The sequence below is a fragment of the Deinococcus gobiensis I-0 genome (assembly GCF_000252445.1).
Classification (GTDB): Bacteria; Deinococcota; Deinococci; order Deinococcales; family Deinococcaceae; genus Deinococcus; species Deinococcus gobiensis.
Map to the genome: position 1 here is coordinate 2,184,065 of NC_017790.1, position 14,030 is coordinate 2,198,094.

Here is a 14,030-nt window from a genome sequence, read left to right on the forward strand (position 1 = left end):
AGCGGTGCGCTGGCCCGCATGTTCTGAGCCTTCCACTGGCCCAACCCGCCCGCTGCCTGAGGCGGGTTTTTTCGTGTCCGACCAGTGTCACCCCGGCAGTACGCACAGCACCCCAAGAGAGCGTTTTACGCTTGCCGCATGACGTGGAATCCCGAGCAGTACCACCGCTTCCGGGCGGCCCGCAGCGCCCCGGCCCAGGACCTCCAGGCCCTTATTCCGGCGCGCGACTACCGCAGCGTGGTGGATCTGGGCTGCGGCACGGGCGAGCAGGCGCGGCAGCTCGCCGGGCGCTTTCCGGCGGCGCAGGTGCTGGGCCTGGACAGCAGCGCCGAGATGCTGGCCCAGGCGACGGAGAAACAGGCAGCCCCCAACCTCCGCTTCGAGGGGGGCGACATCGCCGGGCTGACGGGCGAGTACGACCTCATCTACGCCAACGCCTCGTTGCAGTGGCTGCCGGACCACCCGGCCCTCCTCGCGCGGCTGTGGGCGCGCCTGCGGCCCGGCGGCATGCTGGCCGTGCAGGTGCCCGCCAACCACGACCATCCCAGCCACCGCCTGCTCACCGAGACGGCGCAGGACTTCGCGGCCGAGCTGGGCGGCTTCACCCGCTTCGGCACGGCGCACGGGGCCTCGCCGGTGCTCACGCCCGCCGCCTACGCCGAACTTCTGGACGGCCTGGGGGCACAGGACGTCACCGCCCTGAGCAAGGTCTACCCGGTCGTGCTGCCGGGCGCGGCGGGCCTCGTCGAGTGGACGCGGGGCACGGCCCTCGTGCCCTACCTGTCGCGGCTCTCGGCAGAGGATGGCGAGCGCTTTCTGGCGGCCTACCTGGAACGGCTGCGGGCGGCCTTTCCGGGCGAGCGGGTGTACTACGCCTTCACGCGGGTGCTGTTCGTGGCGGGCCGGCCCACGGATTGATCAAGCCCGCTTCGTGCGGCGCAAATGAAAGGCGGGGTGGGGCCGGGTAGGCTCGGGCATGACCAAAGACCACCACAACGGCACCGACCGCCACGAGGACCGGGGCCAGGGCGAGGGCCACCAGCAGATCGGCGATCAGCAGCAGCCCAGCGGCGGCAAGAACTACCGCGAGGACGAGCCGACCCCGCCGAGCACCGGCAGCAGCAGCAACGACGACCACTCGGGCAAGGGCAACGACAGCTAGAGCCGTCCTTCCCCCATCCGCCCGCACCCGGGCGGTTTTTTTTGCCTACACCCCGCGCTTCTTCGTGCCCTTCATCGGCGCGTGGCTCCAGGGATCGTCGGGCCAGGGGTGCTTGGGGTAACGGCCACGCAGGTCCTTGCGCACCTCGAAATAACTCGAATTCCAGAAGGAACGCAGGTCCTGCGTCACCTGCACCGGGCGGCCGGCCGGCGACAGCAGGTGCAGCAGCACGGGCCGGCGCCCACCATCCACCGTCGGCGTCTCGGCGAGGCCGAACAGTTCCTGCAACTTCACGGCCAGGATGGGCGGCTCGCCCACGCGGTACTCCAGGCGGATACGGCTGCCGGTCGGCACCTCCAGGTGGGTGGGGGCCAGCTCGTTCAGGGTCTGGGGCAGCGGCCAGGGCAGCAGGGCCTGGAGGGCGGGCAGCACGTTCACGCGGGCGAGGTCGTCGCGGGTGCGCGCGCTGCCCAGCGCCGGGCCGAGCCACGTTTCCAGCGTCGCCAGCAGCGCCGTATCCGAGAGGTCGGGCCAGGCCTCACCGGGCCGCCACGCCCGCAGCGACTCCACACGCGCCCGGAACTGTTCGGCCTCCGGGGAAAAGGTCAGGAGGTGCAGGCCCTCCTCGCGCACGGCCCCGGCCAGGGCGGCGGCGCGCAGCTCGGCGGGCACGCCCGAGAGGGGCCGCGTGGCGAGCACCAGCGCGCCCACCCGACGCTCCTGCTGGGCGACCAGGGTGCCGGTGCGGCCGTCCCAGCGCACCACGTCCTGCCACGCCGCGCGGGCCTCCAGCGCACCCACATCCAGTGGCGCCGCCAGGTAGATGCGGCCCTCGGCCTGCCCGGCGTCGAGGTGCGCGACCGCCAGGGCCGACGCTCCGGCGAGCGCGTCCCCCTCGGGCAGCGCCGCGCCCTGCCCGCCCGCGAGCAGGAAGCGCCCGCGCGCCAGCCCCGTGCCCCCGGCCCGCGCCAGGGCGGCCCGCTCGGGGTAGGCCAGGGTCAGCAGCGCCCCGACATCGTAGGGGTCGGGGGGCGTGTGGTCGGGCTGAACCTTCAGCAGCCCGCGCCACTGCTTCGAGAGGCGCTCGACCCGCTCCAGCACGCCCACGTCGCCCGCGTGGGGTCGGCGCGCCCGCCACGCCCGCAGCGCCGCGACCCGCTCGCTCAGGTCGGCGCCGCTGCCGGGGGGCAGGGGGTCGCGTTCTTCGAGCAGGGCGGCTACGTCGGCGGCCAGGGCGGGGTCGTCTCCCGCCGTGAGCAGGTGCGCCAGCCGGGGATGCGTCGGGAAGTCGAGCAGGCGACTCCCCGCCGGGGTGATGCGGCCTTCGGCATCGAGCGCGTCCAGGTCGCGCAACAGCGTGCGGGCCGTGTCGATGCGGGCAGGCGGCGGCGCGTCCAGCCAGGGCAGCCCGGCGGGGTCGGGCGTGCCCCAGCCGGCGAGTTCCAGGGTCAGGGGCGCGAGGTCGGCCTCCAGGATCTCGGGGGGGCGGGCGGCAGGCAGCAGCGGCTGCGTGCGCGCGGGCCACAGCCGGTACGCCACGCCGGGGGCGGTGCGGCCCGCGCGGCCGGCGCGCTGGTCGGCGCTGTCGCGGGTGACGCGCCCCGTGACCATCCGCGACAGGCCGGTGCCGGGGTCGAAGGTCTGGGTGCGGCTCAGGCCGCCGTCCACCACGACCCGCACGCCGTCGATGGTCAGCGAGGTCTCGGCGATGCTGGTCGCCAGCACCACCTTGCGGCCACCCGGACCACTGGAGCCGGGGCGCAGCGCCCGCGCCTGTTCGGCCAGTGGCAAGTCGCCGTAGAGGGGCAGCACGGTCGCCGCCGCGTCCGACAGGCGGGCCTGCGCCGCGCGAATCTCGCGCACGCCGGGCAGGAAGGCCAGCACGTCGCCCTCCTCGCGCTCCAGCGCCGCGCGCACCGCCCGCGCGACCGTGTCCTCGACGCGGCCCACCGGGTCGGCCTCCAGATAGCGCACCTCGACCGGGTAGGCGCGGCCGGCACTCTCGACCAGGGGCGCGCCCAGACGGGCGGGCAGCTCGGGGTCGAGGGTGGCCGACATGACCAGCACGCGCAGGTCGTCGCGCAGGGCGCCCTGCACCTCGCGCAGCAGCGCCAGGGCGAGGTCGGCGTTCAGCGAGCGCTCGTGGAACTCGTCGAGGATGACCAGCCCCACACCCGCGAGTTCCGGGTCGCGTTGCAGGCGCCGGGTCAGGATGCCCTCGGTCACGACCTCCAGCCGCGTGCGGGCCGACACGCGCGACTCGAAGCGCACCCGCGAGCCGACCGTACCGCCGACCTCCTCGCCCAGCCCCTCGGCCAGCCGGGCCGCGACCGCCCGCGCCGCCACCCGCCGGGGCTGGAGCATGATGACGCCCTGACCCGCGAGCCACGGCTCGTGCAGCAGCTCCAGCGGCAGGGCCGTGCTCTTGCCCGCGCCGGGCGGGGCCTGCAACACGACCAGCGGGTGCGCGGCCAGCGCGCGGCGAACCTCGGGGATGACCTCGGCGATGGGGAGGCCAGGAAAAACGCTCACGGGCAGGATGCTACGGGAAGTGGCGCGCAGCATGTGTGGGCGGCGCATGCCCGGCAGCCCACCACCACCAGCCGAGCAGCAGGGCCGCCGCGTAGATCAGGAGCATCAGGGCCAGGCCCCAGCCGCTGCGGGCCAGGCGGCGGGGGTGGGCCTCCGCCGCCCGGCGGGCGTCGGCCAGCACCTCGGGCGGCAGCAACCGCAGCGCCAGCCACAGCCCCGCCGGCACGAGCAGCAGGTCGTCGAGGTAGCCCAGCACCGGAATGAAATCGGGAATCAGGTCGATGGGGCTCAGGGCATAGGCGAGCACCAGCAGCGCCAGCGCGCGGGCGTACCAGGGCGTGCGCGGGTCGCGGGCGGCCACGCTCAGGGCCAGCAGCTCGGCCTTGAGACGCCGGGCCAGGGCGCGCAGCCGGGCGATCACAGCAACTCCAATACGCCGCGTAGGTCGCGCAACGTCGCGTCGGGTTTCTCGCCGCCCAGCGGGTGGCCGGTGGGCAGGTACGCCGCCCGCAGCCCGACCTGCTGCGGTCCCCACACGTCGTTGCGGGGCGAGTCGCCCACGAACCAGGCGTCGGCGGCGCCCACCCCCAGCCGCTTCAGGGCGAGGCGGTAGAGGGCAGGGTCGGGCTTGCTCAGGCCGACCTCCACACCGTCCAGCACGCTGTTAAGGAGTGGTGCGAGGCCCAGCCGCTCTATGCAGCGCCTCTGCGCCTCCACCCAGCCGGTCAGACCGTTGGTGACGACCGCTGTGCGGACGCCGCGTGAGCGCAGCGCGGTAAGCACCTCCGCCGCATGGGGCATGAGGCAGGGAACATTCAGCAGCGTGGCCCGGTAATCGTCCAGCAACTCCTGCGCACCGTGGCCCAGACCAAATTCGGCGACCAGTTCGGAAAACACCTCGGCCTTGGGGCGATAACCGAAGTCGTCCAGCACGATGAAACGCCCGGCGTACTCCTCCGGCAGCCCGAAGCGCCGGACATGCCCGGCGAGCCAGGCGCGCAGGGTGGCGGCGCGGTCGTGCAGCGTGCCGTCGAGGTCGAACAGGACGGCGCGGGGCATGGGCGCAGTCTGCCATGACCGTCCGATGGGGATGCGGCGCCTAAGGTAGACCGCATGAACGCCTCCTTGCTGCTGGGCATCGCCATCCTCTCGGAAGTCATCGCCACCAGTGCCCTGCGGGCCTCGGACGGTTTTACGCGGCCGCTGCCGAGCGCGGTGGTCGTGGTGGGCTACGGGCTGGCCTTCTATCTCATGGCGCAGGTGCTGCGGACCCTGCCGCTGGGCCTGACCTATGCCGTCTGGTCGGGGGTGGGCACAGCCCTGACGGCGGCAGTCGGGTGGCTGCACTTCCGCGACACCTTTCACCCGGCGGCGCTGGGCGGCATCGCATTGATCGTCGTGGGGGTGGCGGTCCTGAACGCGGCGGGCAGCGCCCGGCACTGACCCCGGCCCCCCCGCCCGGCTCAGGCCTCGCCCACGCCCCCGGCCTCGTCGGGCGACTTGTGGAAGGCGGCCCCGGCGCGGCGCACGTTCTCGTGGATCAGGGTGGTGTTCAGGCTCACGGCGGCGAGCATACCGGTCGCGGCGGCGTTCACGACGTACTGCTGCGCGCCGGTCATGTCGCCCGCCGCCCACACGCCGCGCACGCTGGTCATGCCGTTCTCGTTGACCAGCACGCGGCTCTTCTCGTTCAGTTCGCAGCCGATCAGCGCGGGCAGGCGGCTGCCCTGCACCTGGGTCGGGTTCAGGAACAGGGCGTCGTGCTCCAGCGTCCGGCCGTCCTGGAGATGCACCCGCAGCGTGTCCTGGCCGCTCATGCGGCGGATGGACGTGGTGACGACCGGAATCCCGACCCGGTCGAGGTCGCGGCGCTGCTTGTCGGTGAGTTCGTCGGGGCCGTCGGTGAGCAGCGTGACGTGGTCGGACCACGCGCGCACGCTCAGGGCGAGGTGGTGGCCCTCCTGATGCGACCCGAGGACCGCGAGCCGCGCCTCGCGGTTGGGCCAGCCGTCGCAGTAGGGGCAGTGATGCACGAGGCGGCCCCAGCGCTCGCGCAGGCCGGGAATACGCGGCAGCACGTCGCGGACGCCCGTGGCGAACAGCAGCCGCCGGGCGCGCACCCAGGCCTGGTCGCAGCGCACCGCGAACAGGTCGCCCTCGCAGCGGATCTCGCGGGCGGGGGTCGCGCGCACGGTCACGTCGTAGGGTTCCAGGTCTTCCAGGCCCAGGCGCTTGAGGTCGCCGGGCGGCGTGCAGTCACGGGTAAAGACCCCGTGTGCCGCCGTCGCGCGGGCGTTGCGCGGCGGCCCACCGTCGAGCAGAAGCACCCGCCGCCGCGCGCCGCCCAGGACCACCGCCGCGTTCAGGCCCGCCGGCCCCGCGCCCAGAATCACCGCGTCGTAGAGGTCCTCGCCGAAGTCCTGCCCGGTCATGCGGTCGGTCACTGGCCCGGTCCCGGACGCACGGTCACGTCGGTCAGGACGGCGTCACGCGGCGCGTCCAGCACGAAGGCGATGGTGGCCGCGACCGTCTCCGGGTCGATGAAGGCGGCGGGGTCGTAGGCGGCCCCCTCCTGGGCGCGCACCTTGCGCTGCATCTCGGTGGCGGTGCGGCCGGGGTACACGCTGCTCACGCGCACGCCGTGCCCGGCCTCCTCGCCGCGCAGGGCGTCGGCCAGGGCCTTCAGGGCATGCTTGCTCGCGGCGTAGCTGGCCCAGCCGGGGTTGGCCGTCAGGCCCGCCCCGCTGTTCACGAACACCACCGTGCCGCGCTCCCGGCGCACCGAGGGCAGCAGCAGGCGCGTCAGTTCGGCGGGCGCGACCGTGTTCACGGTCAGGGTGTGCGTCCAGACCTCGTGGGTCTGGGCCTCCACCGCCCCGAGTTCCACGACCCCGGCGTTGTGGACGACGTGGGTCACGCGCCCGAGCGACCCCAGCGCCGCCGCGAAGGTCTCCGGCCGCGTCAGGTCCAGCCGCAGCGGCGTGGCCCCCAGTTCGGCACACAGGGCGTCCAGGGCCGCGCCGCCGCGCCCGCCCAGCACGAGGTCGTGCGTGGGGGCGAGCCGCCGCGCCAGCGCCGCGCCGATGCCCCCGGAGGCCCCGGTGATCAGCGTGACGGGTCTGGAAGGAGGGGAAGCGTCGGTCATGACCGGCAGGCTAGCGCGGCCCCTGCGGCGCGGGCCTACGGCGAATGCTTAGGGAAAGCGGTGAAGGGGGGCTGGAAACACTGTTCCCGAAAGGCGGTGGCAGCCAGGATCTCTCCGTCGTCCCACCGCGTACCCTCCCGGACCACGGCCAGCTGGTCCTCGTCATCGTCGGCGCGCACCAGCACCGCGACGACTTGGCCAATCGCTTCGGTTAGGGGAATCTCCCAGCCCAGTAGGTAGACGTCTATCGGCAGACCATCCCCCGATACCGTCCCAGGCAGCTCGCCCGCATTGACTGGATAGATCGGGTCAGGATGCCGGGGGTGGGCACAGCCCAAGGGCCGGTCTACGACCACCCGCACACGTCGCCCCAGCCAAACGGAGAGGTCAGGTTTCAAGCCAGCAGGTCCCCATATTCGGCGTGCTTGCGGATGAAGCTGCCCACGAAAGGGCAACTGGCGATGACCTTCTGGCCCTGCGCGCGCACGTCGTCCAGGGCTCCGCGCACGAGCCGCTCGCCCAGACCCTCGCCCTGATGCTCTTCGCTGACCTGGGTGTGGGTGAAGTCCAGCGTGTCGCCCTGGGCCTCGTACTCGGCGTAGCCCAGCACCTCGCCGCCCTGCGTGAGTTCGTAACGGCTCTGGGCCGCATCGTTGCGCACCTGAAGGTCTCCGGTCATGCCCCAGTGTAGAAAGGCGGCCCCCACCGGCCGGGCCACGCGGCATTCACCAAAGGTTCAGCTGCCGAACGCGGCCCCGTCCATGCGCCGCAGCAGCGCCACCTGTCCCCAGTGGTAGGCGTTGTGGACCGCCAGATCGGTCAGGACCTCGCGCGCCTGCCCGGAAGGGTCGGCGGCCAGCGCCCCCGCCTCGGCCAGCAGCAGACGCAGGTCGAGCAGCAGCCTCGCGAAGGCTGCCCCGTCCTGCGGCGCGCCGGGCCACAGGTCGAGGTCTTCGGGCCAGCCCTCGGCGCGCCCGGCCGCGATGTCGAGGCTCAGGCGCAGGGTCAGGCGCAGGTGGGCGAGCAGCTCGGCCACCGTATGCGGCGCGCCGGGCAGAAGGTGGGTCGCCGCCCCGAAGTCCAGGCCGGCGAGCAGCTCGGTCACGTCCCGGAACGCCGCGCCGCCGGCCAGGGAGGCTTGCAGAAGGTTCATGGGCCCAGCATAGAACGCCCCCGGTCCCGGCTCAGGTCGCGCTCTGGGGCTGGTCGCCGCCCCCCTCCCCCACCAGGGCCTCCAGCAGCGCCACCGCTTCCTCGAGACGCCCGGACTGCACGCGCGCCGCCGCCCGGACCTGACGCCACTCCAGGGTCAGGCGGGCGCGGCTCAGGGGGTCGCCGCCCACGCGGGCCAGCTTGTCGGCCCGGCCCTCAATCTCCAGCGCCCGGCGCGCGAGCTCCTGGAGGGCGTCCTGATGGCCGCGCGCGGCGTTCAGGGTGTTGTCCAGCTGGGCGGCGGCCAGGGCTTCGGCCTGGGTCAGTGCGCGCCGGGCCTCCTGCACGCTGGGGGCCTGCTCGCCCGCCTCGCCGGCCTGCCACAGCGCCACGTTCAGGCCGTAGCGGGCGCGCAGCACGTCGGGATGCAGCGCCACCCCCAGCGAGAAGCGCGGGCTGCGTAGGTCCAGCTGCAACATGCTCAGGGGGGCGTCGGCGTCCTGGGTGCCCACCAGCGGCGCGAAGGCGTCGAGAAAGGCCTGGGTCTGGCTCAGGGTCAGTCGGGCGTGGGCGAGCTGCGCGGCCGAGCTCTGGCTGGGCCGGGACAGCTCCTCAAGCTCGCGGATGTTCAGGCGCAGGACCTCGGCCTGCGCGCGGGCGGTCGCCACCTGGTCGGCCAGCTCGGCGCGGGCGTGCGCGGCGCGCAGCTGCGAGAGCAGCGCCTCGGTCTCCCAGCGGCGCACCTCGGCCTGGGCGGCCTGCATGTCCCACTCGGCCGCCCGCTCCAGCCGCAGCAGCGTCCCCTCGGCGCGGATGGTGTTCAGGCTGCGCGCCGCGATCTGGGCGTGGACCCGCGCCAGCATGAGCGGCAGGTCGTGGGCGCGCCGTCCCCAGGCCGCCGGCTGCGGCACCGGGACGGTCGGTACGGGCACGGTCGGCACGGGCGCGGCCCCCTCCTCTCCCTGCCCGGCCGCCGGTTCCTGCGGCGCGGCGGGTTCAGGCACCGACTCGGCCAGCTTGGCGAGGTCGCGCGAGGCGTCCTGGAGCCAGCGGTCGGCGCGGGCCTCGTCGCCGCTTTCGGTCATCTGGCGGTACACGTCCTGAAGGGCCGCCACCACGTCGCGCGGCCCCAGGGGGCGGCCCGGCGTCCAGCCCCGGCGCAGGACCGCCTCCTGGATGATCCGCTCGGCCCCCTTGACGCCGAACTCTTCGCCCAGGCGCGACAGCAGCCACAGGCGGTAGGGGTCTTTGGACGTGAAGGCCGAGGAAGGCGCACTCATAGGTTGAGCATGACTCTTGCAGGCGCAGTCTTACAGGGGTCTGGCCGACAAGGCCCGGCCCACCGTCTGCGCTTCCGCTACGCCCGCGACTGCCGCACGCACTCGTACAGCACCAGGGCCGCCGCCGTCGCCACGTTCAGCGAGTCGGCCTGCCCGTGCATCGGCACCCGCACCGCCTCGTGCGCGCGCCGCCACTCCGGGGGGAGCCCGGCGTGCTCGGTCCCCAGCAGCAGCGCCACGCGACCGGTCAGCGGGGCGTCCCAGTAGTCCTGCCGGGCGTCGGGGGTACAGGCCACCGTCCGGAACCCCTGCTCGGCCAGCCAGGCCAGCGCCTCCTCCTCGCCCAGGGCCAGGGTGGGCACCGCGAAGACGCTGCCCTGGCTGGCCCGGATCACGTTGGGGCCGTAGGGATCGGCCCCGCGCCCCAGCACCACGGCGGCGTCGGCCCCGGCCGCGTCGGCGGTACGCAGGATGGCCCCGACGTTGCCGGGTTTCTCCAGGCCGTGCAGCACGACCACCAGTGCCCGCCGGCCCAGGTCGGGCAGCGCGGGAACGGGCAGCGGCGCGACCCCCAGCACGCCGTCGGGGTTCTCGCGCCCACTGACCTTCTCGAAGGCCAGGCGTGACAGCAGTGTGGCCCGCCCGCCCCCCAGCGCGGTCTCCAGACCCGGTACCAGTTCCTGCGCCTCGGGGCTGAACAGCTCGGGGCACAGGTACAGCTCGTGCGGGCGCACCCCGGCGGCGACGGCGCGCGACAGCTCACGTGCGCCCTCGACGAGCATCACGCCCTCTCCTTCGCGCTCGCGGCGGCCCCGCAGGCGGACCAGGCGCTTGACCTGGGGGTTTTGCAGCGAAGTGATGGCCTCGGGCGAGCGGTTCACCCGCCGATTGTAGAAGGTCTCCCCGGGCGGCGCGGGCCGCCGCAGGCCGGGTGCTAGCCTGGGCCATGCCTCCCCGGCCGCACCCACCCTTCAAGTCCTGCCCCTGCGGCTCGGGGCGCAGCTACGCGGCGTGCTGCCGCCCCGCCCACGACGGCACGGCTCCGGCGGCGACCCCGGAAACGTTGATGCGGGCGCGCTACTCGGCCTTCGCGCTGGGGGACGAAGCCTTCGTGCGGCGCACCTGGCACCCCGACCACTGCCCCCCCGACCTGAACCTGGACGACGGCACGCGCTACCTGGGCCTGAAGGTCCACGCCGCCCAGGACGACGAGGTCGAGTTCACGGTGCGGCTGCGCGCGCCGGGACAGGGGCCGGGCAGTTTCCGCGAACGCAGCCGTTTTACGCGCCTGGGCGGCGCGTGGGTCTATGTGGACGGCGACCTGACCTGAGGACCGGGCCAGGGCCACCGCCTGTGACAAGCCTGTGAGCGGGCGCGGCGTACACTCCGGGCATTCAAGCACTGCATCACGAGGCGGGCCGGGTGAAGCCCGCCGGTGCCGAGAGGCTGGCCTCTCCCGGTCTGCGGGGGGCCGGCCTTTCTTTTCCGTTGTGGGGCGGCGGCCCCGGGCGGGCGGGCCCCGTATGCTGGGGCCATGAACGGGGATATGTCGGGCAGGGCCGTGCTGGTGAGCGGCGCGACGGGCGGCATCGGGCTGGTCACGGCCCGCGAGCTGGCGCGACGGGGAGCGCAGGTGGTGGTCATGGGGCGCGACCCGCACAAGACCGAGCGGGTGGTGGCCGAGACGGGCGCGGCGGGCAGCGTCGTCGCCGACCTGAGCGAACTCGCGCAGGTGCGCCGCGCCGCCGCCGAGTACCGGGAGCGCTTCGGCCGCCTGGACGTGCTGGTGAACAACGCCGGGGCCATCTTCGAGAAGCGCCGCGAGACGCGTGAAGGCCTGGAGATGACCTGGGCGCTCAACCACCTCGCGCCCTTCGTGCTCACCCATGAACTGCTGGGGCTGCTGCGCGAGTCGCCGCAGGCCCGGGTGGTCACGGTCGCCTCGGCGGCGCACCTGTTCGGGCGGATCCGCTTCGACGACCCCGAGTTCCGCCGGGGATACAGCGCGTGGGGGGCCTACGGCCAGAGCAAGCTCGCCAACGTCCTCTTCGCCCGTGAGCTGGCCCGGCGCGAGCCCTGGCTCTCCAGCACGTCGCTGCACCCCGGCATGGTCGCCAGCGGCTTCGGGCACACGTCGCGCGACGGGCGCATGAGCCGCCTGTACCATCTCGTGGACCGTTTCGCCATCTCGCCGGAGGAGGGCGCGCAGACGAGCATCTACCTGGCGAGTACGCCGGACGCCGTCCTCCCGGGGGCCTACTACGACAAGAGCCGCCCGGCCCCGATGGGCCCACGGGCCCAGGACGACGGCGCGGCCGAGCGCCTGTGGACCCTGAGCGAGGAGTACGCGGGCCTGCACGCCCCCACCTGGCCCGAGGTGCTGCGCGAGGTGCGGCGGCTGACCGGCAGCGAGGGGAACTGATCCGGACCTCCAATTCCCCGTCCTGAGCGCCTAAATTCGCCCGCGCTGGCCGGAACAGTGCGGGCGCCTTCTTTTGCCGGATGCTCTAGACTCTCCGAATGGATTTGAAGGCCCAACTCAAGACCGCCGTCGAGGCCGCCGCGCAAGACTTGGGGATGCCGGTGGACGCCGCGATTCAGGAAACCCCCGCCAGCAAGCCCGGCGACTACGGCACGCCCGCCGCCTTCCAGATGGCCAAGAGCGCCGGGGGCAACCCCGCCCAGATCGCCGCTCAGCTCGCCGCGGCGGTCGCGCTGCCCCAGGGCATCCGCAAGGTCGAGGCCGCCGGGCCGTTCCTGAACTTCTTTCTCGACTCGGGCGCTTTCGTGCGCGGCGTGGTCGAGACGCCCTTCGCGGCCCCCACGGGCGGCAGCGCGGCCGAGCACGGCAAGGTGGTCATCGAGCACACGTCGGTGAATCCCAACAAGGAACTGCACGTCGGGCACGTACGCAACGTGGTGCTGGGCGACAGCATGGCGCGCATCTTCCGCGCGGCGGGCCACACGGTCGAGGTCCAGAACTATATCGACGACACCGGGCGCCAGGCGGCCGAGTCGCTGTTCGCCGTGTCGCACTACGGCCGCGTGTGGGACGGCACCCAGAAATACGACCACTGGATGGGCGAGGGCTACGTGCGTCTGAACGCCGACCCCGCCAAGGCCGACCTCGAACCCGGCATCAGCGCCGTGATGCACCGCCTGGAAGAGGGCGAACTGCGCGCCGAGGTCGAGAAGATCGTGCACGCGCACCTGGACACCTGTTTCCGGCTGGGCGCGCGCTACGACCTGCTGAACTGGGAATCCGACGTGGTCGGCAGCGGCTTCCTGAGTCAGGCCATGAACATCCTGGAGGGCAGCCGCTACACCTCGCACCCGACCGAGGGCAAATACGCCGGGGCCTTCGTCATGGACGTGTCCGAATTCATGCCGGGCCTCGAAGAACCCAACGTGGTGCTGATCCGTTCCGGCGGCACGGCCATGTACGCCGCCAAGGACATCGGCTACCAGTTCTGGAAGTTCGGGCTGTTCGAGGGCATGAAGTTCAAGCCCTTCGCCACCGATCCCGGCGGCCACACCGTCTGGACGAGCGCGCCCGACGGCCAGCCCGACCTGGAGCGGCGCTTCGGGCACGCCGACGAGGTCATCAACGTGATCGACTCGCGCCAGGACCACCCGCAGACCGTGGTGCGCTCGGCGCTCGGCGTGGCCGGCGAGACCGAGAAGGAGGCGCGCAGCATCCACCTCTCGTACGCCTTCGTGACGCTCGAAGGCCAGACCATCAGCGGGCGCAAGGGCATCGCCGTGAGCGCCGACGCCGCGATGGACGAGGCCCAGAAGCGCGCCCTGGCCGAGCTCGCCAAGCTCAACCCCGACCTGGCGGGGCGCAGCGACGCCGACGAGATCGCCCGGCGCATCGGCATCGGGGCCATCCGCTTCGCGATGCTCAAGGCCGAGCCGACCCGCAAGATCGACTTCCGCTGGGAGCAGGCGCTGGCCCTGAACGGCGACACCGCGCCGTACATCCAGTACGCGGCGGTGCGCGCGGCCAACATCCTGCGCCGCGCCGAGGAGGCCGGGTACGCCATAGACGGCACCGGAGCCGACTGGGACGCCATGCCCGACATCGACCTGACCCTCGCCAAGCAGGTCGCCCGCCTGCCCGAGGTCGTGGCCCAGAGCGTGCGCGTGCACTCGCCGCACGTGGTCGCTCAGTACGCCCTGGACCTCGCCACGAGCTTCAACGCCTGGTACAACGCAAAGACCAAACAGGGCAAGCCCGCCACCAACGTCCTGCAATCCGAAGAAGGGCTGCGCGAGGCCCGGCTGGCCCTGGTCGCCCGCCTGCGCCGCGCCTTCGAGGAGACGCTGGACCTCATCGGGATCGAGGTGCCGGCGGCGATGTGAGCCGTGTCCCGGACCGGGTCGCCGACACCGGGGTCTGGGCAGCCCGGCCCCGCTCCGGGCCGTCGGCCGAACGGACGATCTCCGGAACAGCCCCTTAAAGAACCGGGCCGGCGCTCTTGCAGCGCGCCGGCCCGTTCCGTCGTTTCAGCTGTGCCCGGGGTCCGAATCGTCGGAGGGACGGCCGTGCTCACCCGCACCGCCGTTCTCGCCGGGAGCCTGCGAGGCGGGCTGTTCGTGGGCAGGTACGCCCTGGGTCTCCTGTTCGGGGCGCGCCGTATCGGAGAGCTGGCCGCGTTCGCCTTGCTTGTCGGGATCGGTCATGGTGGGCCTCCTGAGGCGCAGAAAAAGGGGAAGGGCTTGGCCGCGCGGAGGCGGGTGAACCGACCATCGCACA

Annotated in this window: 16 protein-coding genes; 6 read left to right on the forward strand and 10 right to left on the reverse strand. The window is 73.2% G+C overall.

What is annotated here, in order from left to right:
* The first annotated feature begins 138 nt into the window (after positions 1 to 138).
* A complete protein-coding gene (locus tag DGO_RS10310) occupies positions 139 to 918 on the forward strand; it encodes a methyltransferase domain-containing protein (RefSeq protein ID WP_014685457.1) in 780 nt (259 codons plus the stop codon).
* 58 nt (positions 919 to 976) lie between these two features.
* Complete coding sequence (locus DGO_RS10315) at positions 977 to 1,162, forward strand: hypothetical protein (protein WP_014685458.1); 186 nt, start codon at positions 977 to 979, stop codon at positions 1,160 to 1,162.
* A gap of 45 nt (positions 1,163 to 1,207) precedes the next feature.
* On the opposite strand, the gene hrpB is transcribed toward DGO_RS10315, so the two are convergent.
* Genes hrpB through DGO_RS10330 form a run of 3 tightly spaced genes read right to left on the reverse strand, consistent with a single transcriptional unit; the run spans position 1,208 to position 4,753 of the window.
* The gene (hrpB, locus tag DGO_RS10320) at positions 1,208 to 3,727 is read right to left on the reverse strand and encodes an ATP-dependent helicase HrpB (protein WP_050920773.1); all 2,520 of its coding nucleotides are present in this window, start codon (positions 3,725 to 3,727) and stop codon (positions 1,208 to 1,210) included.
* Positions 3,705 to 4,115, reverse strand: coding sequence for a YkvA family protein (locus DGO_RS10325; protein ID WP_050920774.1), 411 nt, complete (start codon positions 4,113 to 4,115; stop codon positions 3,705 to 3,707). The genes hrpB and DGO_RS10325 overlap by 23 nt, the downstream gene beginning before the upstream one ends.
* Positions 4,112 to 4,753: an HAD family hydrolase gene (locus tag DGO_RS10330; RefSeq protein WP_043801985.1), complete on the reverse strand. Its 642-nt coding sequence runs from the start codon at positions 4,751 to 4,753 to the stop codon at positions 4,112 to 4,114. Before DGO_RS10330 ends, DGO_RS10325 begins: the two co-directional genes overlap by 4 nt.
* Positions 4,754 to 4,807: 54 nt before the next feature.
* Here DGO_RS10330 and DGO_RS10335 point away from each other — a divergent pair, with 54 nt between their 5' ends.
* On the forward strand, positions 4,808 to 5,137 hold the full coding sequence (locus DGO_RS10335) for a DMT family transporter (RefSeq protein ID WP_014685462.1): 330 nt from the start codon (positions 4,808 to 4,810) through the stop codon (positions 5,135 to 5,137).
* 20 nt (positions 5,138 to 5,157) lie between these two features.
* On the opposite strand, the gene DGO_RS10340 is transcribed toward DGO_RS10335, so the two are convergent.
* The 6 genes from DGO_RS10340 to DGO_RS10370 form a co-directional block, all read right to left on the reverse strand.
* Positions 5,158 to 6,126 carry an NAD(P)/FAD-dependent oxidoreductase gene (locus DGO_RS10340; protein ID WP_014685463.1) on the reverse strand — a complete coding sequence of 323 codons (969 nt, stop codon included), beginning with the start codon at positions 6,124 to 6,126 and terminating at the stop codon, positions 5,158 to 5,160.
* An 8-nt stretch (positions 6,127 to 6,134) separates the two neighbouring features.
* Complete coding sequence (locus tag DGO_RS10345) at positions 6,135 to 6,839, reverse strand: SDR family oxidoreductase (protein ID WP_043801987.1); 705 nt, start codon at positions 6,837 to 6,839, stop codon at positions 6,135 to 6,137.
* 394 nt (positions 6,840 to 7,233) lie between these two features.
* Complete coding sequence (locus DGO_RS10355) at positions 7,234 to 7,518, reverse strand: GNAT family N-acetyltransferase (RefSeq protein ID WP_014685466.1); 285 nt, start codon at positions 7,516 to 7,518, stop codon at positions 7,234 to 7,236.
* Positions 7,519 to 7,575: 57 nt separating this feature from the next.
* Positions 7,576 to 7,992 carry a hypothetical protein gene (locus tag DGO_RS10360; RefSeq protein WP_014685467.1) on the reverse strand — a complete coding sequence of 139 codons (417 nt, stop codon included), beginning with the start codon at positions 7,990 to 7,992 and terminating at the stop codon, positions 7,576 to 7,578.
* A 31-nt stretch (positions 7,993 to 8,023) separates the two neighbouring features.
* Entirely contained in the window at positions 8,024 to 9,271 is a 1,248-nt protein-coding gene (locus DGO_RS10365) for a hypothetical protein (protein ID WP_043801990.1), read from the reverse strand.
* 77 nt (positions 9,272 to 9,348) lie between these two features.
* Entirely contained in the window at positions 9,349 to 10,152 is an 804-nt protein-coding gene (locus tag DGO_RS10370) for a TrmH family RNA methyltransferase (protein WP_043801994.1), read from the reverse strand.
* Positions 10,153 to 10,217: 65 nt separating this feature from the next.
* Here DGO_RS10370 and DGO_RS10375 point away from each other — a divergent pair, with 65 nt between their 5' ends.
* The 3 genes from DGO_RS10375 to DGO_RS10385 all read left to right on the forward strand — a co-directional run bounded on the left by DGO_RS10375 (position 10,218) and on the right by DGO_RS10385 (position 13,636).
* The gene (locus DGO_RS10375) at positions 10,218 to 10,601 is read left to right on the forward strand and encodes a YchJ family protein (protein ID WP_083847273.1); all 384 of its coding nucleotides are present in this window, start codon (positions 10,218 to 10,220) and stop codon (positions 10,599 to 10,601) included.
* Positions 10,602 to 10,805: 204 nt separating this feature from the next.
* On the forward strand, positions 10,806 to 11,693 hold the full coding sequence (locus DGO_RS10380) for an SDR family oxidoreductase (RefSeq protein ID WP_014685471.1): 888 nt from the start codon (positions 10,806 to 10,808) through the stop codon (positions 11,691 to 11,693).
* A gap of 98 nt (positions 11,694 to 11,791) precedes the next feature.
* On the forward strand, positions 11,792 to 13,636 hold the full coding sequence (locus DGO_RS10385) for an arginine--tRNA ligase (protein WP_014685472.1): 1,845 nt from the start codon (positions 11,792 to 11,794) through the stop codon (positions 13,634 to 13,636).
* A gap of 144 nt (positions 13,637 to 13,780) precedes the next feature.
* Here the strand turns inward: DGO_RS10385 and DGO_RS23830 are convergent, their stop codons facing one another.
* Positions 13,781 to 13,957, reverse strand: coding sequence for a hypothetical protein (locus DGO_RS23830; RefSeq protein WP_014685473.1), 177 nt, complete (start codon positions 13,955 to 13,957; stop codon positions 13,781 to 13,783).
* Positions 13,958 to 14,030 lie beyond the last annotated feature (73 nt).

Excerpts from the sequence above, each read along its gene's own strand:
- DGO_RS10375 (WP_083847273.1), top strand. The coding sequence starts at position 10,218 with ATGCCTCCCCGGCCGCACCCACCCTTCAAGTCCTGCCCCTGCGGCTCG.
- DGO_RS10360 (WP_014685467.1), bottom strand. The coding sequence starts at position 7,992 with ATGAACCTTCTGCAAGCCTCCCTGGCCGGCGGCGCGGCGTTCCGGGAC.
- DGO_RS10330 (WP_043801985.1), bottom strand. The coding sequence starts at position 4,753 with ATGCCCCGCGCCGTCCTGTTCGACCTCGACGGCACGCTGCACGACCGC.
- DGO_RS10340 (WP_014685463.1), bottom strand. The coding sequence starts at position 6,126 with ATGACCGGGCAGGACTTCGGCGAGGACCTCTACGACGCGGTGATTCTG.
- DGO_RS10315 (WP_014685458.1), top strand. The coding sequence starts at position 977 with ATGACCAAAGACCACCACAACGGCACCGACCGCCACGAGGACCGGGGC.
- DGO_RS10345 (WP_043801987.1), bottom strand. The coding sequence starts at position 6,839 with ATGACCGACGCTTCCCCTCCTTCCAGACCCGTCACGCTGATCACCGGG.
- DGO_RS10355 (WP_014685466.1), bottom strand. The coding sequence starts at position 7,518 with ATGACCGGAGACCTTCAGGTGCGCAACGATGCGGCCCAGAGCCGTTAC.
- hrpB (WP_050920773.1), bottom strand. The coding sequence starts at position 3,727 with ATGCTGCGCGCCACTTCCCGTAGCATCCTGCCCGTGAGCGTTTTTCCT.
- DGO_RS10335 (WP_014685462.1), top strand. The coding sequence starts at position 4,808 with ATGAACGCCTCCTTGCTGCTGGGCATCGCCATCCTCTCGGAAGTCATC.
- DGO_RS10380 (WP_014685471.1), top strand. The coding sequence starts at position 10,806 with ATGAACGGGGATATGTCGGGCAGGGCCGTGCTGGTGAGCGGCGCGACG.
- DGO_RS10385 (WP_014685472.1), top strand. The coding sequence starts at position 11,792 with ATGGATTTGAAGGCCCAACTCAAGACCGCCGTCGAGGCCGCCGCGCAA.
- DGO_RS10365 (WP_043801990.1), bottom strand. The coding sequence starts at position 9,271 with ATGAGTGCGCCTTCCTCGGCCTTCACGTCCAAAGACCCCTACCGCCTG.
- DGO_RS23830 (WP_014685473.1), bottom strand. The coding sequence starts at position 13,957 with ATGACCGATCCCGACAAGCAAGGCGAACGCGGCCAGCTCTCCGATACG.
- DGO_RS10310 (WP_014685457.1), top strand. The coding sequence starts at position 139 with ATGACGTGGAATCCCGAGCAGTACCACCGCTTCCGGGCGGCCCGCAGC.